Genomic DNA, 23,587 nt, shown 5'->3' on the forward strand with positions numbered 1-23,587 from the left:
AAAGTTAACTAAACAATATAAGTGTCCTGAGCCGTGTGTCGGCATTCACATGCTGCAGAAGGATGCAACACTAAGGAGAATAAATGCCAACAGTCAATCAATTAGTGCGCAAGCCGCGCAAGAAGGTGACGACTAAGTCAAAGTCACCGGCATTGCAGCGCATTACTAACAATCTTAAGAATAAGAACTACGAAAAACCATCACCGTTTAAGCGTGGTGTTTGCGTTAAAGTTACTACCAAAACTCCGAAAAAACCTAACTCTGCACTCCGTAAAGTCGCTCGCGTTCGATTGCAAAACGGCCATGAGGTATGGGCTTATATCGGAGGTGAGGGTCATAATCTACAAGAACACGCCGTAGTATTAATTCGTGGGGGTCGTGTAAAAGACCTTCCAGGTGTACGCTACCATGTGGTTCGTGGCAGTCTTGATCTTCAAGGAGTTTCTAACCGAAAACAAGGCCGTTCCAAGTACGGCACCAAAAAGGAGACCAAATAGATGAACTATCTGCAAACTTCAAACTTCAAACTTCAAACTTCAGAGAAGAACCATATTTCAAATACTCAAACTTTGAACTTTAAGCGACCCGAAGGAGCGTGCCATGCCGCGTAAAGTTACTGCATCATTAGTTCGTGATATTAAGCCGGATCGTTTGTATAACAGCGTGATGGTGCAGCGCTTAATTAATCGCGTTATGTTAAACGGAAAAAAGCAGCTTGCTGAGCGTTTGGTGTACGATGGCATGCAAAAAGCGGCTGATAAGCTGAAGGTTCAAAATCCACTAGAAGTGTTTGATACAGCCATGAAAAACATCCGCCCAAGTGTTGAGACTCGTTCTCGGCGGGTTGGTGGTGCAAACTACCAAATTCCGTTTGAGGTAAAAGGCCAACGTCAAAACCACCTGACCATAATGTGGTTTGTCACGGCCGCACGAGCTCGTAAGGGTATGAGTATGGCTGACCGGATCGCACTTGAGCTAATCGATGCCTATAACGGCACCGGTAATGCGGTCAAGAAGCGTGAAGACACCCACAAGATGGCAGAAGCTAATAGGGCCTTCGCTCACTTCGCAAGGTAAGATAGCTTATGCAGATGGCGCACTTTGAATTTTTCCACTCCAGTACTCATTCACGGTACAATTTACGTACCGTTTCTTGCGTGCTTCGAGGAGAAAATCCAAACTGCATCCATCTGCAAAACCTATCAGGGGGTAGAGATGTCTGAGTCTCTTGTCGCTACACCTGAACTCTCCTGTTTAGAAAGACCTTGTGCAGTTCTAGAAGCGTACGATAATCACGTTCGTGCTATTAACAGGGGCACCTATCATTGGTCGGATAGGGAAAGCCATTTTACAGAAATAGAAGAAACAGAGCGGGTTCTAAATGACGCTTTTGTTATTTCGGCAGGGACACGCTGTATCGAGCGGTTGCATGATGGTGAAGCCCATGTTTTTAATAAAGAGAAAGTAATATGCCCAGTTCTTGCCAAAAGAGCTGGCGTTAAAATTGAGGAATATTAGATGGCACAGAAGAAATATGAAATGGGTAAGATCAGAAACATCGGTATTATTGCACATATCGATGCTGGTAAGACAACTACAACCGAAGGTATTTTATACCGCACGGGTTTAAAGCATAAGATTGGTGCTGTTCACGAAGGTGAAACCACGACTGATTGGATGGCTCAAGAACGCGAGCGCGGTATTACCATCGTGTCTGCTGCGGTTACCTGTTACTGGAAAGATCACCAGATTAACATTATTGATACACCGGGTCATATTGACTTTACGGTTGAGGTAGAGCGGTCACTTCGTGTACTCGACGGTGCCGTAGTAGTATTTGACGGTAAAATGGGCGTAGAATCTCAGTCCGAAACTGTCTGGCGCCAAGCTGATAAATACAATGTGCCACGAATCTGTTTGATAAATAAGATCAACCAAACCGGTGGAGATTTTTATAAATCACTAGAATCCATCCATAATCGCCTAAGCAAACGAGCTTTCCCAGTGCACTTACCAATTGGGTTTGAGCAGAGTATTAACGGCGTAATTGATCTTGTCAGTATGAAGACTTATAGCTACAAGGATTTTACTGACAAAAACCTTACAGAAGGTGACATACCTGAAGACATGCTTGATCAAGCTAAAAAAGCTCGTAGTTTGTTAATCGAAAATGCTGTTGCTGAAGACGAAACTTTGTTAGAGCGATATTTTGAGGTTGGTGAAGACGGTTTGAGCGAAGAAGAAATCAACCACGCGATCCGAGCAGCTACACTATCTGGTAATTTCTTCCCAGTAACTGGCGGTGATGCTCGCGGCGTTATCGTTGAAAAGATCCTTAATATGGTAAATGACTATTTACCTAGTCCACCGGATCGTGGTGCTGTGTGGGGTACTCACCCAAAAACTGGCGATAAAGATGAGCGCCAGCCTTCTGAGAGCCAGCCAATGTCTGGTTTAGCGTTTAAGATTGCCACCGATTCGTTTGTTGGAAAGTTAGCCTACTTCCGTGTTTACTCAGGAAAACTTATCGCTGGTAGTTATGTTTTGAATTCGTCGACTGGCAACAAAGAACGTGTTGGGCGGATAGTTCGCATGCAGGCAGACAAGCGTGAAGAGGTTGATGAAGCTGGTGCGGGTGATATTGCCGCCATTGTTGGTCTAAAAGGCACAACCACCGGTAATACATTGTGCGATCCGGGTAGCCCGATTATCCTAGAAAGTATTAACTTCCCTGAACCGCCAGTTTCTATCGCGATTGAACCAAAGACCAAATCTGACCAAGAAAAAATGAGTATAGCCTTGCAACGGCTCGCAGAAGAAGACCCAACCTTCCGCGTGAGTGTTGATGATGAAACCGGCCAGACAATTATTTCTGGTATGGGTGAGTTACACCTGGAAATCCTGGTTGATAGAATGAAACGCGAATTTAAGGTAGAAGCCAATATTGGCGCTCCGCAAGTTGCATACCGTGAAACAATCCGTAAAGACGCTGTAGAGGCTGAAGGTAAGTTTATTCGCCAATCGGGTGGTCGTGGTCAGTATGGGCACGTCTGGCTCCGTCTTTCTCAAAACGAACAAGGAGCCGGATTCGAGTTCATTAATTCAATCAAGGGTGGTGTTGTACCGGCTGAGTACATTAAACCGGTTGAAGAGGGCATAAAAGAAGCTATGAACAATGGTGTCGTGGCTGGGTATCCAGTAGTTGACGTTAAAGTTGAACTGTATGACGGTAGCTACCATGATGTTGATTCATCTGAAATGGCCTTTAAAGCGGCCGGTTCTATCGGCTTCAAAGAAGGCATGAAACATGCCAAACCAACACTGCTAGAGCCAGTTATGAAGGTCGTGGTTGTTACTCCGGAAGAATTCATGGGTGACGTGATTGGTGACCTTAACTCCAAGCGTGGTCGAATCGAATCCATGGAAGATTTGCAGGCCGGTGTTAAGGAAATAACTGCGTTTGTCCCGCTCGCAGAAATGTTTGGTTACACCACTAATTTACGCTCCAGTACTCAAGGACGGGCTAGTTCAAGCATGGAGCTCGATCACTACGCCGATGTCCCTGGCCATGTTGCTGAAGCCATCCAGGCTAAAAAATAGACCATGAAAGCTACTATGCACCCATCCGGGTCACCTGAAAATAATCCAAGCAACGAGGATTTAGAAGTTCGTGACCCTGATTTAGGTAGAATTGCAAAAACTATGCTGGTGGGATTTGCTGCCATGGCTATTGTTGTCGGAGGCTGGAAAGTAGTCAGTGATGACGAGAACTGCCCAACAAACATCGATACTGCTGCAGAGAACTGTGAAGCCGTACCGACTGGTGAATAGTTGCACCTAGCTCAAAAAAATGCATTAATGTAGATTAATGGACTCAAAAATACAGGACAAAGAGTCGTTCAGAGAAGCTTACTGGAGTTACGCAAATTCGCACGTCGAACGCTTTAATAAGCATAGCGAAAGAAACGATATACTCAGAAAACCGTTTATGGTTGGCCGCTTCATAGTAGGTGTATCCAGTTCATTATTTCATGCGTCTTGGCAAACTATATCTGATTCTTTCCAAGAAGCTGAGCCAGAAACACAGCACGTAAGTGAAGATGAAGAAATCTCAGATGTATAGTGCTGTGAAAGTTTGCTCACAACAGGGTTTACAAACCTCTTAAACTTCGGTACTATACATTGGTAACTCGCGTGAGGGCTTTTGTTGGTTTGTGCCAACAAATATGGATCGCGAATCGTTATCAACAATAATTCATTAAACCCTCATGACTCATTTTCATGAATCATGAAAATACGAAAGGATTTATTAACTATGGCAGATTTTGACCGAAGCAAGCCACATGTAAACGTTGGAACTATGGGGCACGTTGACCATGGTAAAACCACATTGACAGCAGCTATTACAGCAACGCTTGCAAAAAAGCTTCCGAGCGACGTAAATAAACCAATTGCATATGATCAGATCGACAATGCACCGGAAGAAAAGTCCCGCGGTATTACTATCGCAACTTCTCACCAGGAATATGAGTCAGAAAACCGGCACTATGCACACGTCGACATGCCCGGTCACGCCGACTACGTAAAGAACATGATTACCGGTGCAGCTCAGGTTGATGGTGCAATTTTAGTCGTATCTGCCGCTGATGGCCCTATGCCACAAACGCGTGAGCATGTTTTGCTTGCTAAGCAAGTAGGAGTTCCTAGCATTTTGGTCTTCATGAACAAAATGGATCTTGCAGATCCGGAACTAGTAGAACTTGTCGAAATGGATATTCGCGAATTGCTTGGTAAATACGAGTTTGATGAAAATGCTCCTATCGTTAAAGGTTCTGCAATCAAAGCTCTTGAAGGTGATGCAGAGAACGAAGACGCTATTATGGAGCTTATTAAGGCGATGGATGATTATATTCCAGAGCCAAAGCGTGATCTTGATAAGCCTTTCTTGATGCCGGTTGAAGACGTGTTCTCTATTAAAGGTCGTGGAACGGTTGCTACTGGACGCGTCGAACAAGGAGTCGTTAAGGTTAACGAAGAAGTCGAAATTGTTGGTGTTCGTGACACTCGTAAATCAGTTGTTACTGGTGTAGAGATGTTCAAGAAAAATCTTGATCAAGGTCAAGCCGGTGATAACGTCGGAATTTTGCTACGCGGTATTGAACGCGATGACATCGAACGCGGACAAGTTATTTGTAAACCTGGTTCAATCACACCACACACTGAGTTTGATGCAGAAGTTTACATTCTTAAAAAAGAGGAGGGTGGTCGACATACCCCATTCTTTAAAGGGTACAAGCCGCAATTTTACATCCGTACAACCGATGTAACTGGCGAAGTTGAACTACCAGCAGACAAAGAAATGGTAATGCCAGGCGACACAGTAACCTTTAAGGTTAAGTTGCTTGCCCCGATTGCTATGGAGCAAGGTCTTCGCTTTGCTATCCGTGAGGGTGGCCGAACTGTTGGTGCTGGTGTAGTAACCAAAATCAACAAGTAGCAGCTAACAGAGCACAAAAAGTAAGGGAGTGAATAAATCACTCCCTCTTTTTTTGTTTTTGAGGCATTTCGCGATTTTCTTTCCGTTACGCACTCAACGTATTAGTATACGTCTCGCTTACGTTACTCAAGAGAAATCACAAACTGCACTCAACTCTGTCAGCTGCGTCGTCCTCGGAAGAAATCAAAAACTAGCACCGTGTGTGAATCCCTCAGAAGCGTTCCAGGCGTTACATTGTGCACGGGGATTTTGTTACGCACTCAACGTATTAGTATACGTCTCGCTTACGTTACTCAAGAGAAATCACAAACTGCACTCAACTCTGTCAGCTGCGTCGTCCTCGGAAGAAATCAAAAACTAGAACCGTGTGTGAGTTCCTCAGACCCGGGACAATCCAACTTTCAGTATTGAGAACACAGCTTGCAGGTGACTACGGCAGCAAAGTGTATAATTGGTTGTAGACGAAACTCTTAATTTGTTGTAAAATCGATACATAAATTAATCGTGTCGAGAACTCGTCCGGTCACTCATCACTCCGGAAGAGGTTACGATACACCGGTAAGTCTCCAGTTACCAGTTGCTTGTCACTAGAGAACCTAGAGACTAGAAACAAAAGACCAGAGACTACAACTACTGAAAGGAGTTGTCCATGGCTGAAGCCAAAAAATCATCAACCCCCGCTAAAAACGAGGTAAAGCAGCGCATACGTATACGACTAAAGGCGTATGATCATAAAGTAATAGATCAATCCACAAAACAGATTGTCGATACAGCGATTCGTACCGGTGCTACAATTGCCGGACCTATCCCATTGCCAACTAAGCGATCAGTATTTACGGTCGTTAAAAGCCCTCACGTTTATAAAAAACACCGCGAACAATTTGAGATGCGTGTTCATAAACGACTTATCGACGTATTAGAGCCAACACCGAAGACGATTGACTCACTCATGAATCTCTCATTGCCTGCCGGCTGTGACGCCGAAATCAAGATGTAAGGCTGCGACCTGCCCGTCTTGTCAGACAGACAGGCGGGCCTGCCCGTCTTGTCAGACAGACAGGCGGGCCTGCCCGTCTTGTCAGACAGACAGGCGGGCCTGCCCGTCTTGTCAGACAGACAGGCGGGCGCCGAAATAAAAATGTAGCAAGTTGGGTGCTTGCCCCGCAGTAATGTGTAGTATTTACTGACGGAATGAGGCTGAAATTAAGATGTAGCACTTGCTTCTGTAGCTTTGTGATACCATATTAATATTGTGGCAAACAAACCAAAAAAACACAGTAAAACATCCAATAACCAAGATAGCGTATTTGTACTAAAAATACTTTTGTATTTGCTGCTAGGAATGCAGTGGGTGTGGTTCGTTGATGCGTTAGGTAATGTAGTATTCTTACTGCCCTTTGGGCCAGCACTAGGGTTGCTATTTGCTAGTCACGAACACTTTAGTCTTGATAGAAAACTTGATTACACAGTTTTGTTATTGTCTGGAGCGGTTAGTTTTTTGCTTGGTGTAGGGTTTTACTTTACCGTTTAAGCGTTTTGTTATTGAGACAAATAGCACAATACTCTTCGGTGTCATTACGTGCTCGCCATATTTTTATAGCCTTCTTGGGCTGCATGATATCTAAATAACCAAATAAGTCTGCTAAGTCCCGTATTACAGAAGCAGTAATTCCTCTTAAAGAATAACCTCTGTAGTGAAGTAGCGCCCATTTATTACCAACCGGAACGACCACGATTGGGCTACGGGGCTTGTATTTTTTAAGTTTTTTGCCTTTTAACTGGCGCTGTAATTGGCTTGCTACGTAACCCGCGTCGTGTACTGCGGTTTGCGCATAACCACTGTTAGCAGTGTCTGCGTTATCCCCAATAACAAAGACATCGGGGTGAACTTTCAGGTAATTGTCTACTAGTATTTTACCGCGTTTAGAAATACCAAACCACTGGTTGTTTTGTCTATAAAATGAAGGTAATTTCGCTCCGGCGCACCATACGGCGGTGTTGGTATCAAATAAATGTTTATCGGTTACTAGTTGTTTAGAGGTCTCTTTTTTTACATTGGTTTTTGGCCAAAATCGTATACCTAACCTTTTCAACCTAAGTCGAGCATGCTTTGACGTGCTAACAGGTAAGTTTGGTAGCGGTTTGTCTGAACGATCAACAAGGTCAATTTGTACCTTGGGATGCTTGATTTTATGTTTTTTAGCTATCTTTTGTACATACGATGCTAAACCTGCCGATACTTCTACACCTGTTGCTCCAGCTCCAATAACAACGTAACTATGCTCGGAATTGTGTGCTGTTGTCATGAAATCGTGTAGGTGTTTCCGTAAATCTAAAATTTCATCAGGGGAAGTCACGCTAAAGGCGTTTTGTTTGATACCTGGTGTGTCAAAATAGTCTGGTACGGAGCCTAGTGCAAGAACGACCTTATCGTAGTGTAGCGACTTACCGGATCCAGTAGTTAAGATATGTTTGTTCATATCAATGTGTTTGGCACGACCGTATATAACTTCTACATTTTTTAATGGTTTAGTTATATCCTTAATCGGTATGGAGGAAGCGCGCATTGTAAAGCCTGTGGCAGTACGATACAGGGCGGGGCAATAGCGAAAGTCATGTCGCTCCGTTAAAAGCGTAATTTGAACGTCACTGCGAGAACGGAGTTGCTTAGCAAGAGCTAAACCTCCAAACCCGCCGCCGACAATAATTAATCTAAGCATTAGTAATACTATAGCTTTATCTGTAGCCTGTATACAAGTAGTTGCACAGAATCACGGTAACGGTTACTCTATTAGTGAAATGACAAAATATATAAAAGAAATAGAAAAACAAATTACTGGTGAGGTTAGCACTGAAGCAGAAATTAAGAATGCTTACAGTCACGATGCCAGTCTGTTTGAGGTTGTACCCCAAGCTGTGGTGTTTCCAAAGGATAGCTCAGACGTTCAGAGTGTCGTTAACATCATACGTAAAGCCAAACAATCAGGAGAAAATGCCGCAATTACAGCTCGAAGTGCAGGTACTGATATGGGCGGTGCGGCAATAGGCGAATCGATAGTACTAGACATGACGAAGTACTTTAATGCTATTCACGAAGTCACGTCGACCTCAGCGCACGCGCAGCCAGGAGTTTATTATCGAGATTTTGAGGTATCAACACTTGAACATGGTGCTTTATTGCCACCGTATCCTGCCTCAAGAGGGCTGTGTACGATTGGCGGCATGGTTGCTAATAACTCCGGAGGAGAAAAATCACTTCAGTACGGCAAGACTGAAAACTTCGTACGTGAGCTAAAGGTAGTGCTGTCAGATGGTAATGAGTACACCATTAAACCTCTAAAAAAGCCTGAACTCGATAAAATAATGAAAAAGAATACATTCGAGGGTCGATTTTATAAGCAAGTATTTGATCTAGTAGAAAATAATTATGACGAAATAAAAGCTGCTAAGCCTAATGTAAGTAAAGACTCCACCGGATACCATATATGGAATGTTTGGGATAGGGATACGGGTATATTTGATTTGACTCAGTTGATAGTCGGTTCACAGGGTACTTTGGGTATAGTTACCGATATAACATTTCGACTCGTGCCCGCACCGAGACATTCCGGAACTCTTGTTGTATTTCTAAGAGACATTAGCGATCTTGGAAAATTAATAAATGATGTATTGCGACATAAACCTGCTACTTTCGAAGGTTTCGACAACTATACATTGATGCTTAGTATTAAACTGTTCTTTTACTTTAGAAAAACACTTGGTTGGTTTGGCATGATGAAACTAGGTCTGCAACTTATACCGAATGCTCTTATGATGTTCCGCGGCATACCGAAAATGGTCTTACTGATTGAGTTTAATGGCCAGACCAAAGACGAGGTTAAGCAAAAAGTTCACAATATGCGTACTGCACTAAAGCCTTACAACCATGAAGCATTGTTCGAAGAAGATGAGACCGAGGCCAAAGCCAAGAAATTTTGGATTATGCGCAGAGAGAGCTTTAACTTGCTAAGGAAAAAGGTTAAAGACAAGCATACTGCACCATTCATTGACGATCTTGTAGTGCCACCTCATCACCTACCAGCATTTTTACCTAAGGTGAGAGAAATTATGAAGCGGTATAAGCTACTTGCAACCATTGCTGGTCATATGGGTGATGGTAATTTTCATATTATTCCGCTTATGGAAATTGAGAAACAAAGTGAACGAGACAAACTAGAGCCAGCAATGAGAGAAGTCAATAAATTAGTTTTAGAATTTGGCGGTTCGTTATCAGGTGAACATAACGATGGTATGATACGCGGCCCGTGGTTAGAGCAAATGTATGGAGCCAAAACTCTGGGATACTTTAAACAGGTAAAGTCAATATTTGACCCAACCAATATATTCAATCCACATAAAAAGACTGATGCTGAGTGGGAATATAGTATCAACCATGTTCGCAAGAGCTTCTAGATATCAATACTTATACATAAATAAAAATCCTCGGTGTATATAACCGAGGATTTTTCAGTATTAGCTGGAAGTTTAGTTGCTAGCTGAGTATAGGGAACTTTTTCACTAAAGCAGTTTTCTTCCATTGTTTACCAAAGCCAAGTCGTTGATTGTTGTCACCGAAGTAGATGGCTGCTAGTAGGACGCTGTAGACTACATGGTCATCTAATACTGGGTGATGTTCTGGTGGTAGCACTGCAGTCCACATCATCATGAGCATAACTGCACCACTGATAGTTCCTAGTTTTGTTGCGATTCCAAATGTTAGCGCAACACCTATACCAAGAAGACCCGTCATAAATAACAAATCAATAAAACCGTTTCCAGCCAAACCTGCATAAAAGTCTGCGAATGGTCCTTGAGTGCCAAACTTTAAAAATCCAGTGGTTGACGAGCCGCCCTGTAGTGCTGCACTGTCACACATTACGTTAATGCCATTGGTCGCCGCATCTCGGCAAGTGGAAAAACCAAGCCCAATTAATTTGTCAAGAAACGCCCATAAAAACACCAGGCCAACGCTAATTCTAGCGATTCCAAGCGATACGAACAGTTTATTTAGTGATTCTTTCTGTCTTGCCATAGTTTATGACTCCGTTGTTACTTTATATATCGTATAATAAGCATTAGCGTGACACTTTGCAAGTGTCGGTGGATTTAGCGCAGCTTTGAAATCAATATTTGAAATCTTTACCGTAATAGTGTTTATTGTAAAAAAATATATGTAGAATGAACAACATATTGACAGGAGTAGGCGTTAAGTGCTAATCTGTTTTGGTATATAAAAATTCCAGACGGGATGGTTGATGTTGCAGGTCTACCAAATCAGAGGTAGAAACCACCACAGACCAGTATGTTACGAGTGCGCTAATAAACGCATCAAAGATAAATCTAAATATTAAGGGACGCTATGAAAGCTTTAATCACCAGAAAAGTTGGCATGACTAGCACTATCAATGATGATGGTACGGTTCAAGCCGTAACTTTGCTTTCCGCTAGCCCAAATACCATTACACAGGTGAAGTCCGACGAGACAGATGGTTACACATCTGTCCAGATTGGTATGGGTACAAAAAAACACGGCAAAGCGCAGGCAGGACATTTTAAAAAATCTAACGTTATGCCGGAAGTATCACGAGAAGTCCGTGTAGAAGAAATATCAGAAGACCTCACCGTTGGTAACCATCTAACAGCTGAGGTTTTTTCAGTTGGCGACACCGTCCATATCACCGGAACCAGTAAAGGTAAGGGTTTTGCCGGCACTATTAAACGTCACAATTTTCATCAACAACGCAAAACACACGGCGGAAACGGCAATGTACGTAAACCGGGTTCAATCGGTTCAATGTATCCTCAGCGTATTTTTAAAGGCAAAAAAATGGCTGGACAGATGGGTGGCGAACAAGTGACAGTTCGTAATCTACGCGTTGCACTGATTGATGCGGAACATAATGTCATAGGCATTGCCGGAGCAGTTCCAGGACCCCGCAAAGGTATAGTGATAATCAGGGAGGCCAAATAATGTCTGTAGCAACTTACACCAAGACAGGCAACAAGGCCACTGCACCGATAAAACTCGATAAAAAAGTGTTTGAAGTTGAAGTCAAGTCACATGATTTATTAAAACAGGTTTACGAAACCTACCTGTCGAATGGTCGACAAAATTTAGCGGTTACCAAAAAACGTGGCGAAGTAAGCGGAGGCGGACGCAAGCCATGGAGGCAAAAAGGTACCGGCCGTGCACGTTTTGGTTCTAGCCGAAATCCAATTTGGCGAGGAGGCGGTATTGCGTTTGGGCCGAATGGTTCTGAGACTTATATCAAGAAATTAACCCAAAATACCAAACGCACGGCTCTTCGCCAGGCATTAAGCCTAGCTGCAAAAGAAAATCAGCTAATTGTCATTGACGATTTTGCAGTTAAAAATTCCAAAACATCCGAAGCAGCAGCTTTACTCAAGAAAATCGGTGCTCCTAAAAATGTTCTTTTAGTTGTTCCAACCAAGGAAACAACGGTTGAGCGAGCACTGTCTAATCTTAAGAGCGTAAAATTGGTTTCAGCTATGTATTTAAATGTATTTGATGTAATAAATGCCGATCATGTAGTTATTACAGCCCCAGCACTTGAGCAAATTTCAACATGGCTAAGAGGAGACAATAAATGAAGATAATGACTCTAAAGCCACGAATGAGTGAAAAAACTTACGCCTTATCACAAGAAAAAAACGTCTATGTATTTGATGTACCTAAAGATGCGAACAAGACTACGGTTGCTCATGCTGTAAAGCAGCAGTTTGGTGTCAAGGTAACAGATGTTAACATCACCAACATCAAGGGTAAATCAAAACGAACTGTTCGGCGCGGTGGACGCCCTATAGCTGGGCGTCAGTCAGATGTAAAAAAGGCTTACGTTGTACTTGATAGCAAGGACTCAATCCCAGTATTTGCGGCTGTCGAAGAAGCTGAAAAGAAGGCTGAAAAAGCCGCGAAAAAGGAGGCTAAATAATGGCGATTAAACAGATGAAACCAACTACGCCAGGCCAGCGCGGCATGACAACCCAGGACTTCTCTAAGGTGACTTCAAAAAGACCTGTTAAATCATTGCTAGTCACCAAAAAGCAAAAAAGTGGTCGCAACAATCAGGGTCGAATCACTACACGACATAAAGGCGGCGGTGCGCGTAAGTTTTACCGAGTTGTTAATTTTAGCCTTGCGCCTGGAACCGAGGCTGTCGTTGAGCAAATTGAATATGACCCAAATAGAAGCGCTCGAATCGCACGCATTAAGGATCAACACGGTAAACTACACTACATCATTGCTGCACAAGGTATGAGTGTCGGAACAAAAATAGCGGCTGGTGATGAAGTAGCCGTAGAAGTTGGGAACCGACTGATGTTAAAGAATATTCCAGTTGGTAGCGTGGTGCATAACGTTGAGCTGCAACCCGGTAGAGGTGCGCAACTTGTTCGATCAGCAGGTAATGGAGCCCAATTAACTGCCAAAGAAGGTAAGTACGCGCATGTTAAGTTACCAAGTGGCGAAGTGCGTATAGTATCTTTGGATTGCATGGCTCATGTGGGAGCTATCGGCAACGAAAAGCATCAGAATATTAAGATCGGAAAAGCTGGCCGAAATCGCCGTAAAGGTATTCGTCCGTCTGTGCGAGGTATCGTTATGAATGCCGCAGATCACCCACACGGTGGTGGTGACGGAGGTTCGCATGGAGTGGGACGCGATCCACGTACGCCATGGGGTCAGCCAACTTTGGGTTACAAGACCCGATCACGTAAGCGAAATAATAAACTTATCGTCCGCAGTCGACATGCGGCCAAGAGGAAATAAGGAGTAAGCAATATGAGTCGTTCACTGAAAAAAGGACCATTCGTAGATCCGAAGCTTGCCAAAAAAGTGGCCGCATTGGGTTCTGATGATCGTACCATCATTAAAACATGGGCACGTAGCAGCACGATTTCGCCAGAATTTGTAGGCCGTACTATAGCAGTCCACAACGGTAAAGTGCATGTGCCGGTATTTGTTACCGAAAACATGGTAGGTCATAAGCTAGGTGAGTTCGCGCCGACACGTAAATTCCGTAGTCATGGCGGTAAGCTCGCGAAAGGCGGCAAGTAATGAGTGTTAAAGCATCAGCAAAAGGCGTACGTTTGAGTCCGCGCAAAGTCGGCGTGGTAGCTGCGCTTGTTCGTGGACGGACAGTAGCGGATGCTATAACAATATTGGATCATACACCGCGTCGTCCGGCCAAAGCTGTTAAAACTGTCATCCAATCAGCTCAAGCTAATGCTGATAATAACCATGGCTATAAGCCCGACTCTCTTCGTATATCTACGATAACTGTAACTCCCGGACCACGCTATAAACGATTTCGACCAGCGGCTCACGGTAGGGCGTTGCCGTACATGCACCGAACGTCACATATTTTTATAGAAGTTGATGGCGATAAACGAGAACGTAAAAAGCCAGTTCGACAAGCCCAGGGTAAGTCGGCTGCAAAGCGTACCTCAACCAAGAACTCTGCGACTGACGCTCAGAGTAAAGGAGACAAATAATGGGACAAAAAGTAAATCCAATTAGCATGCGCCTCCAAGTGACTAAAAACTGGCGAAGTAAATGGTTTGCCAATAAACGTGACTACGCAAAAGTCCTTACCCAGGATCTAAAAGTTCGTAAAATGATTCAAGACAAACTAGGATCACGGGCGGCAATTAATACTGTTGATATAGAACGCTCGCCTAACCTTGTATCGGTTACTATCAGTACTGCTAAGGCAGGAGTAGTGATTGGACGCGGTGGTGTGGGTGCACAAGAGCTAAAAACAGCAATTGAAAAAGTGTTTAACATTCCAGCTCGAGTAAACATTGAAGAAGTTAAAAAACCTGAGCTGCATGCAAAACTAGTAGCCGAAAACATTGCACATCAATTAGAACGACGAATATCGTTCCGTCGTGCTATGAAATCATCAGCAGCAGCAACTATGAGAGCTGGCGCAAAAGGAGTTCGTATTGAGTTGTCTGGGCGCCTGGGCGGTAACGAGATGTCCCGTCGCGAAAAAGAGGTTCAAGGCAGCGTGCCACTACACACTGTACGAGCAAATATTGACTATCATGCAGCGCGTGCGCAATATCCAAATTCAGGGATCATAGGCGTGAAAGTGTGGATTTACAAAGGAGAAGCAAGCTAATGTTAATGCCTAAGCGTACAAAATACCGCAAAATCCGTAAAGGAAAAATTCGTGGTGTCGCTACGTCGGGACACGAGATTGCCTTTGGGACGTACGCATTACAGTCTCAAGGAATGGATCGGATTACAGCTCGACAAATTGAATCTGCTCGTCAAGCGATGACACGCCATATAAAGCGCGGCGGTAAGATTTGGATCAGGATATTCCCTCATACTGCTGTCTCACGCAAACCACAGGACGTAAAAATGGGTAGTGGCAAAGGTAACCCCGAGTTTTTCGTTGCTAAGGTGCGACCAGGCACAATTTTGTTCGAGATGCAGGGAGTACCAGAAGCTACTGCTCGTGAAGCAATGAGACTAGCCGCACATAAGTTACCGATTAGAACCAAATTTCTAGTCAAGGAGGAGGCGTAACCATGAAGATTATGGAAATACGTAAATTATCAACCGCTGAATTGACTACCGAGAGTACTAAATTGCGTGATGAAATCGCTGAACTAAAGCGACGTCTTCACATGGGCGAATTACAAAATAACCGCATTATTCGTGAGAAACGAAAAGATCTAGCTCGTATGTTGACCGTCCTCAGCGAGCAACTCACAAAGGAGAACATCTAATGGCTAAATCATTTGTTGGTGTTGTTTCGTCTGATAAAGCACATAAATCAATCGTTGTTACTGTGCAGACTCACAAAACGCACCCTATCTACAAAAAACAATATGTTTCTACAAAGAATTTTATGGCTCATGACGAGACTAATCAGGCTAAAAAAGGTGACAAGGTTCTAATTGAAGAAACTAAACCTTTGAGTGCTCGTAAACGATTTATATTGAAAGACATTTTAAATCGCGCAGCTATACAACACACTGAAGCTTCGATCGAAGTTCCTGGCGTTGCGTCGAAAGACGAACAGGAGGAGCAAGCATGATTTCTCAAGAATCACGTTTAGGCGTCTGCGATAACAGCGGCGCAAAAGAAATCCTTTGCATTAGAGTTCTGGGTGGCACCAAAAGGCGTTACGCTCGTGTTGGTGATACTATCGTAGCTTCAGTAAAACAAGCCAGTCCAACAGGGAATGTCAAAAAGAAGACAGTTGTTCAAGCTGTCATTGTCCGAACTCGAGATACTATTCGACGTAAAGATGGGTCAACAATTAGATTTGATGAAAACGCTGCAGTAATAATCGGTGATGACAAACAACCAAAGGCAACCCGAATATTTGGCCCGGTACCTCGTGAGCTACGAGACAAGGGCTACGCCAAGATAATCAGCCTAGCTCCGGAGGTACTATAATGAGTACAAAGTATAAAGTACAAAGTTCGAAGGTATATAAAATTCGATTAAAAAAAGGCGATACTGTAATTGTTCGTTCCGGTAAGCATAAAGGGCAAACCGGTAAAATTACAGCGGTACACCCGACTGAAAATACTGTAACGGTTGAAGGAATTAATATTGTCAAAAAACACCAAAAGCCTAACAAGGCGTATCCACAAGGCGGCATTATTGAAATAACTAAACCAATATCAGTAAGTAAGGTAGCGATGTATGACTCTGTCAATAAGAAACCGTCGCGAATTGGCTTTGAAATTGATAAAGACGGTAATAAGAAGCGTGTTCTTAAGACGTCTGGCAAGGAGGTGAAATGATGTTTTGTTCCACCCAACATCAGGTTTTTGGTTTTAGGTTAGAGGTTATAGCTTCTATGAGCCTTCCGACACCTAGCACATACAGACTAACACCTACAAGTGACCGAAGGGAGATTGCATAATGGCTGAAACTAAAGCAAAGACACCAATAGCTACTGCTCGTCTGAAACAGCAGTATAACGACACCTATGCTAGGGAACTACTAAAAGAGCTCGGTCTTAAGAACTTTAACCAGGTACCAATGTTACAGAAAATTGTTATTAACGTAGGTCTTGGGAAGGCTAAAGACGACAAAAAGGCTATAGAAGTAGCAGGCAATACAATCCGTAAAATAACCGGACAACAGCCGGTTGATACCTACGCCAAAGCTTCAATCGCAGGTTTTAAATTGCGTGAAGGAAATAAGATCGGCATAAAGGTAACTTTACGTGGCGATAAAATGTATGAATTCATGGATCGACTCATAAATATAGTGCTTCCGAGATTGCGTGACTTCCATGGCGTAAGTACAAAATCGTTTGATAAATCTGGAAACTTTAGCTTAGGAATTCCTGACCAATCCGTTTTCCCGGAATTAACTTTTGATGAGACGACTACAACGCATGGCTTACAGACAATATTTGTTGTTGATTGCGAAGAAGCCGCACATTCCAGGGCACTTTTAGAGAAGTTTGGTATGCCGTTTGAGAAATCTAATCAGCAAAGTAAGGGGGCTAAGTAATGAGTTTGAGCGAAATTAGCAACCAGAGCTTGAATTCATTTCAAGCCCTGCGCGATGAGAAAAACCGTAGGTTTGTTTCATGTATAGATAAGGAGACTGAATAATGGCCAAAAAAGCAATTGTGGCACGTGATGCCAAACGACAGAAAATGATTCAAAAGTATGCCGCCAAGCGAGCTGAATTAAAAGCTATGGGGGATCGTGAAGGTTTACATAAGCTACCTCGAAACAGCTCACCGACTCGTTGGAAGAATCGATGCGCCGAAACCGGACGTCCGCATGCTTATATGCGTCAATTTGGTTTAAACCGAATTAGTTTTCGTGAGCACGCAAGTAAGGGAGAAATACCAGGCGTTACTAAATCAAGCTGGTAGGAAAGGAATAAATATATGTCAACAGTTACAACCGACCCAATCGCCGACATGCTCTCACGGATTCGTAATGCTATTGCGGTTCGCAAGACAGAAATTAACCTTCCGCATAGCAAGGTTAAACAATCAATCGCAGAACTGTTAAAAACAAACCGCTTTATTGATGATGTTAAAGTTGCTGATGCCAGCATCGGAAAGTCATTAAAAATCATGATTCACGATGATAATTCAAATGCTCGAATCACTGAGATTGTCAGATTAAGCAAACCAGGACGGCGTTATTATGCCAGTGCAGATAAAATACCGACCGTAAAACGTGGCCGTGGACTGGTTGTTGTCAGCACCAGTAAGGGCTTAATGACCGGTCAAGACGCCAAAAAGCAAGGTGTCGGCGGCGAATTAATTTGTAAAGTTTATTAGGATGTTAAGAGTTATGAGACAAGAGACAAGAGAACAAAAGATGTTTGCATCGCAAATTTCTCACTACTCGCAGTTCCCTACTCACAGCTCTATAACTGAAAGGAGTGAAAGATGAGTCGAATAGGAAAACTGCCGATTGAAGTACCAACCGGCGTGACAATCACTGTCGACCAGGATAATATCACCGTTGTCGGGCCGAAAGGCACGTTAACGCAGTTTATGTTGCCCGGTATCACCGTGAAACAAATAGAAGGTCAGGTTACAGTAAACCGCGTTAATGATGAGCCACAAAATCGCAGTAAACATGGTCTCATGCGGTCGCTTATAAACAATATGATTGTCGGTGTTACCGATGGATTTGAAAAAAAGCTTGAATTAAGCGGTGTTGGCTACAGAGTATCGGCAGCAGGTAACGATTTGAAGCTTAATATAGGCTTGTCACACGAAGTAATATATAAGATACCAAGTGAAGTAACGGCAAGCGTTGACCAGAATACAATTACCATAAAGGGTATAAGTAAACAGCAAGTTGGACAGATTGCATCAGAAATTCGGAGCTTACGTAAACCAGAACCGTACAAAGGTAAAGGCATTAAGTATGCAGATGAACGAATTTTACGGAAATCTGGAAAATCAGGAAAGGATAAATAATGACAAGACTATCTGATAAATTACGCAACCTTTCACAGCGAAAACGACGCGTCCGTTCTACGATCACCGGTACGGCTGAGAAGCCGCGACTCAGTGTTTTTATTAGTAACAAGCATGTATTTGCCCAGTTAATAGATGACACGTCGCACTCCACCATTGCTGCTGCAACTACCGTCGGGCAGAAAAAGCTTACTGGTACAATGACCGAAAAGGCCGAATGGGTCGGTGAGCAAATCGCTAAAAAAGCCAAATCATCCAACGTAAAACAAGTTGTTTTTGATCGTAATGGCAGGTTATATCACGGACGCATTAAGGCATTAGCTGAGGCAGCTCGTGCAGGAGGATTGGAGTTTTAATATGATTCAAAAGCAACAAACACGTCGACAGTCAGGCCAACCGCAAGTTGAAGAGAAGCAGTTTGATGAACGTGTAGTTCATATTGATCGTGTGGCACGAGTCGTTAAGGGTGGACGTAGGTTCAGGTTCCGTGCGCTCGTGGTTATTGGTGATCACAAAGCTCAAATTGGCATTGGCGTATCAAAAGGAGCTGACGTAACTACAGCAGTGACTAAGGCTGTAGACGTCGCTAAGAAAAACTTGGTCAAGATTGCCATATATAACAACACTATACCGCACGAAGCTGAAGCAAAAGTAAGTGGTGCACATATTCTGGTCAAACCAGCAGCACCTGGTACTGGGCTGATTGCTGGTGGTGTCGTACGGATTGTTCTTGAAGTCGCAGGTATTAGTAATGCGTTATCAAAGTCACTTGGCTCGGCCAACAAAATTAACATCGCATATGCTACATTAAAAGCGCTACAAAGCATTGAGCCAGCAGAAAATTGGCACACTACACGCTATAAACAGGAGCAAAAGGCTGATAAATCAAGCACTAAGTCAAAGACGGTTAAAACAAAGTCCACCGCAGCCACTAAGGAGAGCAAAGATGAAGTATAATCAATTGAATACTAAATCTCACACTAAAAAAACTCGTGCCGGACGCGGTATAGCGGCCGGACGTGGCAAAACAGCAGGACGTGGCACCAAAGGACAGAACGCCAGAACTGGTGGCGGTGTACGACCTGGATTTGAAGGTGGGCAAAATCCGCTATTGCAGCGTATTCCAAAGCTGCGTGGTTTTATATCAGCTCGTAAGGCAGCTGAAGTAGTCTACACTAACCAACTTGGATCGCTAAAGTCGAATGTTGATAATTTCACGCTTTTTGATGCAGGTTTGGTTAGTAGCCCGCATACAAAGGTAAAGCTACTGCTTAAGGGCGAGGTATCAAAGAAGTTTGATATCAAGTTACAGTCCGCAAGCAAGCAAGCTATCGAAGTAGTACAAAAGGCCGGCGGTAGTTTTACGAAAGTAGATCAAGTAAAACGACAGGCTAAACCAAAAACTACTAAGTAATTCTGTCGCTCCACTATAAATTGAGGAGATTGTACGGTATCCTGTAGCGTAGAGCGAAAAAACTTAGAAAGTGTTAAGGGGTAAAACGAAACATGAACTGGAAGATTATTTGGCGGTCATTGAGAAATAGCGACATGCGTCGCCGGGTTCTCGCTGTACTGGGTATTTTGCTGGTGTTTCGTATATTGGCACATGTACCTATACCGCTTGAAGATTCAGAGACATTGGTACAGATACTAGAGAATCTGTTTTCTGCTGACACGCCTCAGCTACTGAGCTTTATTGATATTATTTCCGGAGGTGCATTGGCGAATTTCTCGATAATGATCGTTGGTCTTGGACCATACATTAATGCTAGCATCATTATGCAGCTCTTAACTCGCGCCATTCCAAAATTAGAGACGTTAAATAAAGAGGGTGGCTTTGGGCGCAAAAAGATCAACCAATACACTAGAATGCTAACGTTCCCATTGGCAATTATTCAGTCAATCGGTGCAATTTATTTGGTCAGGCAGGCTGCAACCCGTGTCGGAGGTATAGGCGATATCACCGCGAACACTTCGATTTTACAGTGGGTGTTGATGGTGTCAGCCCTTACTGGCGGTGCTATGTTACTTATGTGGCTTGGTGAACTCATTACTGAACAAGGCATAGGCAATGGTATATCTTTGTTAATTACTGCCGGGATCGTGAGCCAGTTACCGGTTACTATTCAATCCATCCAGGACGCAGTGTTTCGAGGACCTGGCGATATGGAGGTCTTTGGTATAAGCCTAAATAGCGTAGAGGCTATATACGCAATGGTTATTCTAGTCGCAACAGTGCTGTTAACGGTGGGTATCGTCAAATTGAACGAATCTGCACGCAGATTAACAATTCATTATGCTAAGCGAGTACAAGGCAATCGAACTTACGGTGGAGTCACCACCACTATGCCAATTAAGCTTATTACAGCCGGCGTAATTCCGATTATATTTGCAGTTGCTTTTTTGAGCGTGCCAAGTTTCGCTGGTCAGATATTAATCGGAATGAGTAGTGAAAGATTGCAAGTAATTGGCGAAAAGTTAAGCATTTGGTTCGCGAACCCGACCGCAGAAACATTTGCTGCTGGCGGCTGGGAACCGTTTATATATCCTGTCACTTATTTCTTATTGGTGTTTATGTTTACCTTCTTCTATACGGGAATCACTTTTAACGCCAAAGAAATTGCCGAGAATCTACAAAAACAAGGCGGTTTTATAGAAGGTGTCCGATCAGGGTTACAGACTGAAAAGTATTTATCAAAAGTCGTAAACCGGTTGACGCTGTTTGGTGCGACAGCATTAGGCTTTATTGCCCTTACACCGATTATTGGACAAATATTCCTGACGTCCAATATAGCAATCGGTGGAACCAGTATATTGATCTTGGTAGCTGTTGCGGTGGAAACATTGCGTTCTATAGAATCAAGAGCGCTCATGGTGACATACGATCAATACGAACAACCTGATTTCTTCACTGAAATGGAACAACGCCAGGAGGAAGAAAAAACTTCATCCCGGCGCAAGAAGGTATTATCTAAACTGCGCAGAAAAAATAAGAGCTAATCTATAGACTTATGAAAAAACTCTTTACAGATAGACTGTCTATCTGGTAAAATTACTTGACGTTATATTTTATGGTCAAAAATAAGGAAGTTATCGAACTAACGGGAGAAATCATCGAGGCCCTACCAGGGACTCAGTTCCGAGTCGAACTCGAAAACGGCCATCAAATTATAGCTCACGTTGCTGGAAAGATGCGGAAATATTATATCCGATTGGTTCCTGGCGACAGCGTTACCGTTGAGTTGACCCCTTACGATCTTACGAAGGGCAGAATCACGTACCGCAAGTAATTATAAATTAAGCAGTGTGTCTTTCGTAGCTTTAGCGAAGAAGGATCCGCATTACACAAGGAGTGTTCATGCGTGCAGCAATAAGAACAAAAGACTTGTTCTTCGTAGTCCGGAGGACAGAGTAGTATGAAAGTACGTGCAAGCGTCAAAAAAATAAGTCCCGACGACAAGATTGTTCGCCGTAAGGGTCGATTATACGTTATCAATAAGATGAAGCCGAAACACAAGCAGAGGCAGGGATAATGATGTTTCGCTTTACTCAACATCAGTACACAGTACAAAGTACACAGTTCGCGGCTACTCCAAGCCTAACTATCAACTGTAAACTGTATACTGATCACTTTAGTGACCGAAGGGAGATTGCGTAATGGCAAGAATTTCCGGTGTAACTATCCCTGATGCAAAGCAAGTCCAAGTAGCCTTGACATATGTTCACGGTATTGGTCCAAAAATCAGCCGAGATATCTTGCAGTCTGCAAAAATTGATCCGACTGTCCGCGTCAAGGATTTAACCGATAATGAACTTGGCAAAATTCAGGATGTAATTGGTGAAAAATTTACTGTCGAGGGCGAACTACAAAGAATTGTTGTCGGCAATATTAAGCGATTAAAAGATATTAAATCGTATCGAGGGCTTCGCCATCAAGGTAGTCTTCCATCTAGAGGTCAACGAACCCGAACCAATGCTCGAACCAGACGAGGTCGGAAGATGACAGTCGGTGGTACAACTAGAAAAGCTCCAAGTAAAACATAGGGATAATTGATAATGACTGAAGCAACAACCACCAAGACAACCACGAGAAAAAAGAAGATAAAGCGCAGTGTTCCTGCCGGCCAAATGCACGTTTTGGCTACGTTTAATAACACACTAATTACGTTTACCGATAAAAGCGGCGGCGCACTAACGAACTCCAGTGCGGGTAGCTGTGGTTTTCGCGGCTCCAAAAAAGGTACGGCATACGCAGCTCAAATAGCGACGGAAAAAGCTGCACAAGCTGCGAAGCAACAGTTTGGCCTATCCAAAGTTGACGTCTATGTTCGTGGTATCGGCCTCGGCAGGGAAGCAGCCATTCGCAGCCTTACTAACGCAGACATTCAAGTAGAGTCTATTAAAGATGTAACCGGAGTACCTCACGGGGGCGTTCGCCCGCGTAAGGCGCGACGAGTATAGGTTGAAAGGTTAATATTATGGCAAGAGATACACAATCAATCGTCAAGATGTCACGCCGCGAGGGCTATGCATTGCACCCCAAAGCCCATAAAGCTTTGGTGAAGCGACCGACACCACCTGGCGAAACAAATACTATGGGTCGACGAAACAAACCCAGTCAATACTCTATACAATTGCGAGAAAAGCAAAAGGTCAAGCGACTATACGGTTTACTTGAGCGACAGTTCTCAAAATTAATGAAAGAAGCATCGCGCAAAAAAGGTCAATCTGGTGAGATGTTACTACAATTACTGGAACTACGCGCTGACAATACTATATATCGGTCTGGTTTGGCGCCAAGCCGTAGAGCAGCACGCCAGCTTGTTACGCACGGCCATTTTTTACTTAATGGGCGCCGTTTCGACATCCCGTCACTTCGGGTTAAAAGCGGCGATAAGCTTGAGCTTCGGGATAAAAGTAAGACAAACGACTATTTTAAGAGCCTAGACGATATCAGTCCTGCACCTACAGAAACCCCCAGTTGGATAAAAGTAGATCGTAAGAAGTTCACGGTTGATATAACCGGAATACCATCAAGAGAAGAAGCTGAACCAGATATAAATGAACAATTAATCGTAGAGTATTACTCACGCTAAGG

At 43.4% G+C, this 23,587-nt stretch carries 37 protein-coding genes; 35 read left to right on the forward strand and 2 right to left on the reverse strand.

Going from position 1 to position 23,587, the window contains the following annotated elements; translation table 11 throughout:
• Positions 1–83 precede the first annotated feature (83 nt).
• The 9 genes from rpsL to U5K77_04195 all read left to right on the forward strand — a co-directional run bounded on the left by rpsL (position 84) and on the right by U5K77_04195 (position 7,028).
• Entirely contained in the window at positions 84–497 is a 414-nt protein-coding gene (gene rpsL / locus U5K77_04155) for a 30S ribosomal protein S12 (protein ID MDZ7744917.1), read from the forward strand.
• Between the two features lie 103 nt (positions 498–600).
• Positions 601–1,077: a 30S ribosomal protein S7 gene (gene rpsG / locus U5K77_04160; protein MDZ7744918.1), complete on the forward strand. Its 477-nt coding sequence runs from the start codon at positions 601–603 to the stop codon at positions 1,075–1,077.
• A gap of 138 nt (positions 1,078–1,215) precedes the next feature.
• Complete coding sequence (locus U5K77_04165) at positions 1,216–1,518, forward strand: hypothetical protein (protein MDZ7744919.1); 303 nt, start codon at positions 1,216–1,218, stop codon at positions 1,516–1,518.
• On the forward strand, positions 1,519–3,600 hold the full coding sequence (gene fusA, locus U5K77_04170) for an elongation factor G (GenBank protein MDZ7744920.1): 2,082 nt from the start codon (positions 1,519–1,521) through the stop codon (positions 3,598–3,600).
• A 3-nt stretch (positions 3,601–3,603) separates the two neighbouring features.
• Positions 3,604–3,831, forward strand: coding sequence for a hypothetical protein (locus U5K77_04175; GenBank protein MDZ7744921.1), 228 nt, complete (start codon positions 3,604–3,606; stop codon positions 3,829–3,831).
• Positions 3,832–3,868: 37 nt separating this feature from the next.
• Positions 3,869–4,123: a hypothetical protein gene (locus tag U5K77_04180; protein MDZ7744922.1), complete on the forward strand. Its 255-nt coding sequence runs from the start codon at positions 3,869–3,871 to the stop codon at positions 4,121–4,123.
• Positions 4,124–4,315: 192 nt separating this feature from the next.
• On the forward strand, positions 4,316–5,497 hold the full coding sequence (tuf, locus tag U5K77_04185) for an elongation factor Tu (GenBank protein ID MDZ7744923.1): 1,182 nt from the start codon (positions 4,316–4,318) through the stop codon (positions 5,495–5,497).
• Between the two features lie 649 nt (positions 5,498–6,146).
• On the forward strand, positions 6,147–6,494 hold the full coding sequence (rpsJ, locus tag U5K77_04190; protein ID MDZ7744924.1) for a 30S ribosomal protein S10: 348 nt from the start codon (positions 6,147–6,149) through the stop codon (positions 6,492–6,494).
• Between the two features lie 255 nt (positions 6,495–6,749).
• Positions 6,750–7,028 (forward strand): hypothetical protein, encoded by a 279-nt coding sequence (locus U5K77_04195; protein MDZ7744925.1) that lies wholly within the window; start codon positions 6,750–6,752, stop codon positions 7,026–7,028.
• Here U5K77_04195 and U5K77_04200 read toward each other — a convergent pair.
• Positions 7,018–8,217, reverse strand: coding sequence for an FAD-dependent oxidoreductase (locus U5K77_04200; protein MDZ7744926.1), 1,200 nt, complete (start codon positions 8,215–8,217; stop codon positions 7,018–7,020). The genes U5K77_04195 and U5K77_04200 overlap by 11 nt on opposite strands.
• A 79-nt stretch (positions 8,218–8,296) precedes the next feature.
• Here U5K77_04200 and U5K77_04205 point away from each other — a divergent pair, with 79 nt between their 5' ends.
• Positions 8,297–9,949 (forward strand): FAD-binding oxidoreductase, encoded by a 1,653-nt coding sequence (locus U5K77_04205; GenBank protein MDZ7744927.1) that lies wholly within the window; start codon positions 8,297–8,299, stop codon positions 9,947–9,949.
• A 79-nt stretch (positions 9,950–10,028) separates the two neighbouring features.
• Here U5K77_04205 and U5K77_04210 read toward each other — a convergent pair whose 3' ends face one another.
• A complete protein-coding gene (locus U5K77_04210) occupies positions 10,029–10,568 on the reverse strand; it encodes a hypothetical protein (protein MDZ7744928.1) in 540 nt (179 codons plus the stop codon).
• Between the two features lie 327 nt (positions 10,569–10,895).
• Between U5K77_04210 and rplC the strand changes: the two genes are divergently transcribed.
• The 25 genes from rplC (at position 10,896) to rpsD (ending at position 23,585) form a co-directional block, all read left to right on the forward strand.
• On the forward strand, positions 10,896–11,507 hold the full coding sequence (gene rplC, locus U5K77_04215) for a 50S ribosomal protein L3 (protein ID MDZ7744929.1): 612 nt from the start codon (positions 10,896–10,898) through the stop codon (positions 11,505–11,507).
• Entirely contained in the window at positions 11,507–12,148 is a 642-nt protein-coding gene (gene rplD, locus U5K77_04220; GenBank protein MDZ7744930.1) for a 50S ribosomal protein L4, read from the forward strand. Before rplC ends, rplD begins: the two co-directional genes overlap by 1 nt.
• Positions 12,145–12,489 (forward strand): 50S ribosomal protein L23, encoded by a 345-nt coding sequence (rplW, locus tag U5K77_04225; GenBank protein MDZ7744931.1) that lies wholly within the window; start codon positions 12,145–12,147, stop codon positions 12,487–12,489. The genes rplD and rplW overlap by 4 nt, the downstream gene beginning before the upstream one ends.
• Positions 12,489–13,325 carry a 50S ribosomal protein L2 gene (rplB, locus tag U5K77_04230; GenBank protein MDZ7744932.1) on the forward strand — a complete coding sequence of 279 codons (837 nt, stop codon included), beginning with the start codon at positions 12,489–12,491 and terminating at the stop codon, positions 13,323–13,325. Before rplW ends, rplB begins: the two co-directional genes overlap by 1 nt.
• Before the next feature lie 12 nt (positions 13,326–13,337).
• A complete protein-coding gene (gene rpsS / locus U5K77_04235) occupies positions 13,338–13,613 on the forward strand; it encodes a 30S ribosomal protein S19 (protein MDZ7744933.1) in 276 nt (91 codons plus the stop codon).
• Complete coding sequence (gene rplV / locus U5K77_04240) at positions 13,613–14,050, forward strand: 50S ribosomal protein L22 (protein MDZ7744934.1); 438 nt, start codon at positions 13,613–13,615, stop codon at positions 14,048–14,050. Before rpsS ends, rplV begins: the two co-directional genes overlap by 1 nt.
• Positions 14,050–14,682, forward strand: a complete 633-nt coding sequence (rpsC, locus tag U5K77_04245; GenBank protein MDZ7744935.1) for a 30S ribosomal protein S3 — start codon at positions 14,050–14,052, stop codon at positions 14,680–14,682. The genes rplV and rpsC overlap by 1 nt, the downstream gene beginning before the upstream one ends.
• On the forward strand, positions 14,682–15,095 hold the full coding sequence (rplP, locus tag U5K77_04250; GenBank protein MDZ7744936.1) for a 50S ribosomal protein L16: 414 nt from the start codon (positions 14,682–14,684) through the stop codon (positions 15,093–15,095). Before rpsC ends, rplP begins: the two co-directional genes overlap by 1 nt.
• A gap of 2 nt (positions 15,096–15,097) precedes the next feature.
• Complete coding sequence (gene rpmC, locus U5K77_04255; protein MDZ7744937.1) at positions 15,098–15,298, forward strand: 50S ribosomal protein L29; 201 nt, start codon at positions 15,098–15,100, stop codon at positions 15,296–15,298.
• Complete coding sequence (rpsQ, locus tag U5K77_04260; GenBank protein MDZ7744938.1) at positions 15,298–15,609, forward strand: 30S ribosomal protein S17; 312 nt, start codon at positions 15,298–15,300, stop codon at positions 15,607–15,609. Before rpmC ends, rpsQ begins: the two co-directional genes overlap by 1 nt.
• Positions 15,606–15,974 carry a 50S ribosomal protein L14 gene (gene rplN, locus U5K77_04265; GenBank protein MDZ7744939.1) on the forward strand — a complete coding sequence of 123 codons (369 nt, stop codon included), beginning with the start codon at positions 15,606–15,608 and terminating at the stop codon, positions 15,972–15,974. Before rpsQ ends, rplN begins: the two co-directional genes overlap by 4 nt.
• Entirely contained in the window at positions 15,974–16,327 is a 354-nt protein-coding gene (rplX, locus tag U5K77_04270; GenBank protein MDZ7744940.1) for a 50S ribosomal protein L24, read from the forward strand. The genes rplN and rplX overlap by 1 nt, the downstream gene beginning before the upstream one ends.
• Before the next feature lie 121 nt (positions 16,328–16,448).
• Positions 16,449–17,048: a 50S ribosomal protein L5 gene (rplE, locus tag U5K77_04275; protein MDZ7744941.1), complete on the forward strand. Its 600-nt coding sequence runs from the start codon at positions 16,449–16,451 to the stop codon at positions 17,046–17,048.
• A gap of 103 nt (positions 17,049–17,151) precedes the next feature.
• A complete protein-coding gene (gene rpsN / locus U5K77_04280; GenBank protein ID MDZ7744942.1) occupies positions 17,152–17,421 on the forward strand; it encodes a 30S ribosomal protein S14 in 270 nt (89 codons plus the stop codon).
• A 15-nt stretch (positions 17,422–17,436) separates the two neighbouring features.
• On the forward strand, positions 17,437–17,838 hold the full coding sequence (gene rpsH, locus U5K77_04285; GenBank protein MDZ7744943.1) for a 30S ribosomal protein S8: 402 nt from the start codon (positions 17,437–17,439) through the stop codon (positions 17,836–17,838).
• Between the two features lie 111 nt (positions 17,839–17,949).
• Positions 17,950–18,489, forward strand: a complete 540-nt coding sequence (gene rplF, locus U5K77_04290; protein ID MDZ7744944.1) for a 50S ribosomal protein L6 — start codon at positions 17,950–17,952, stop codon at positions 18,487–18,489.
• Positions 18,489–18,845, forward strand: coding sequence for a 50S ribosomal protein L18 (gene rplR / locus U5K77_04295; GenBank protein ID MDZ7744945.1), 357 nt, complete (start codon positions 18,489–18,491; stop codon positions 18,843–18,845). The genes rplF and rplR overlap by 1 nt, the downstream gene beginning before the upstream one ends.
• 1 nt (position 18,846) lies before the next feature.
• Positions 18,847–19,446, forward strand: a complete 600-nt coding sequence (rpsE, locus tag U5K77_04300; GenBank protein ID MDZ7744946.1) for a 30S ribosomal protein S5 — start codon at positions 18,847–18,849, stop codon at positions 19,444–19,446.
• On the forward strand, positions 19,436–19,903 hold the full coding sequence (rplO, locus tag U5K77_04305) for a 50S ribosomal protein L15 (GenBank protein MDZ7744947.1): 468 nt from the start codon (positions 19,436–19,438) through the stop codon (positions 19,901–19,903). Before rpsE ends, rplO begins: the two co-directional genes overlap by 11 nt.
• 92 nt (positions 19,904–19,995) lie before the next feature.
• Positions 19,996–21,489 (forward strand): preprotein translocase subunit SecY, encoded by a 1,494-nt coding sequence (secY, locus tag U5K77_04310; protein MDZ7744948.1) that lies wholly within the window; start codon positions 19,996–19,998, stop codon positions 21,487–21,489.
• Between the two features lie 71 nt (positions 21,490–21,560).
• Positions 21,561–21,779, forward strand: coding sequence for a translation initiation factor IF-1 (gene infA / locus U5K77_04315; protein ID MDZ7744949.1), 219 nt, complete (start codon positions 21,561–21,563; stop codon positions 21,777–21,779).
• A gap of 126 nt (positions 21,780–21,905) precedes the next feature.
• Entirely contained in the window at positions 21,906–22,022 is a 117-nt protein-coding gene (gene rpmJ / locus U5K77_04320; protein ID MDZ7744950.1) for a 50S ribosomal protein L36, read from the forward strand.
• Between the two features lie 124 nt (positions 22,023–22,146).
• Positions 22,147–22,533: a 30S ribosomal protein S13 gene (rpsM, locus tag U5K77_04325; GenBank protein MDZ7744951.1), complete on the forward strand. Its 387-nt coding sequence runs from the start codon at positions 22,147–22,149 to the stop codon at positions 22,531–22,533.
• 12 nt (positions 22,534–22,545) lie between these two features.
• The gene (gene rpsK / locus U5K77_04330) at positions 22,546–22,950 is read left to right on the forward strand and encodes a 30S ribosomal protein S11 (GenBank protein ID MDZ7744952.1); all 405 of its coding nucleotides are present in this window, start codon (positions 22,546–22,548) and stop codon (positions 22,948–22,950) included.
• Positions 22,951–22,967: 17 nt separating this feature from the next.
• Positions 22,968–23,585, forward strand: a complete 618-nt coding sequence (gene rpsD, locus U5K77_04335) for a 30S ribosomal protein S4 (protein MDZ7744953.1) — start codon at positions 22,968–22,970, stop codon at positions 23,583–23,585.
• The last annotated feature ends 2 nt before the right edge of the window (positions 23,586–23,587 follow it).

The organism is Candidatus Saccharibacteria bacterium, from assembly GCA_034521515.1.
GTDB lineage: Bacteria > Patescibacteriota > Saccharimonadia > Saccharimonadales > JAXHMH01 > JAXHMH01.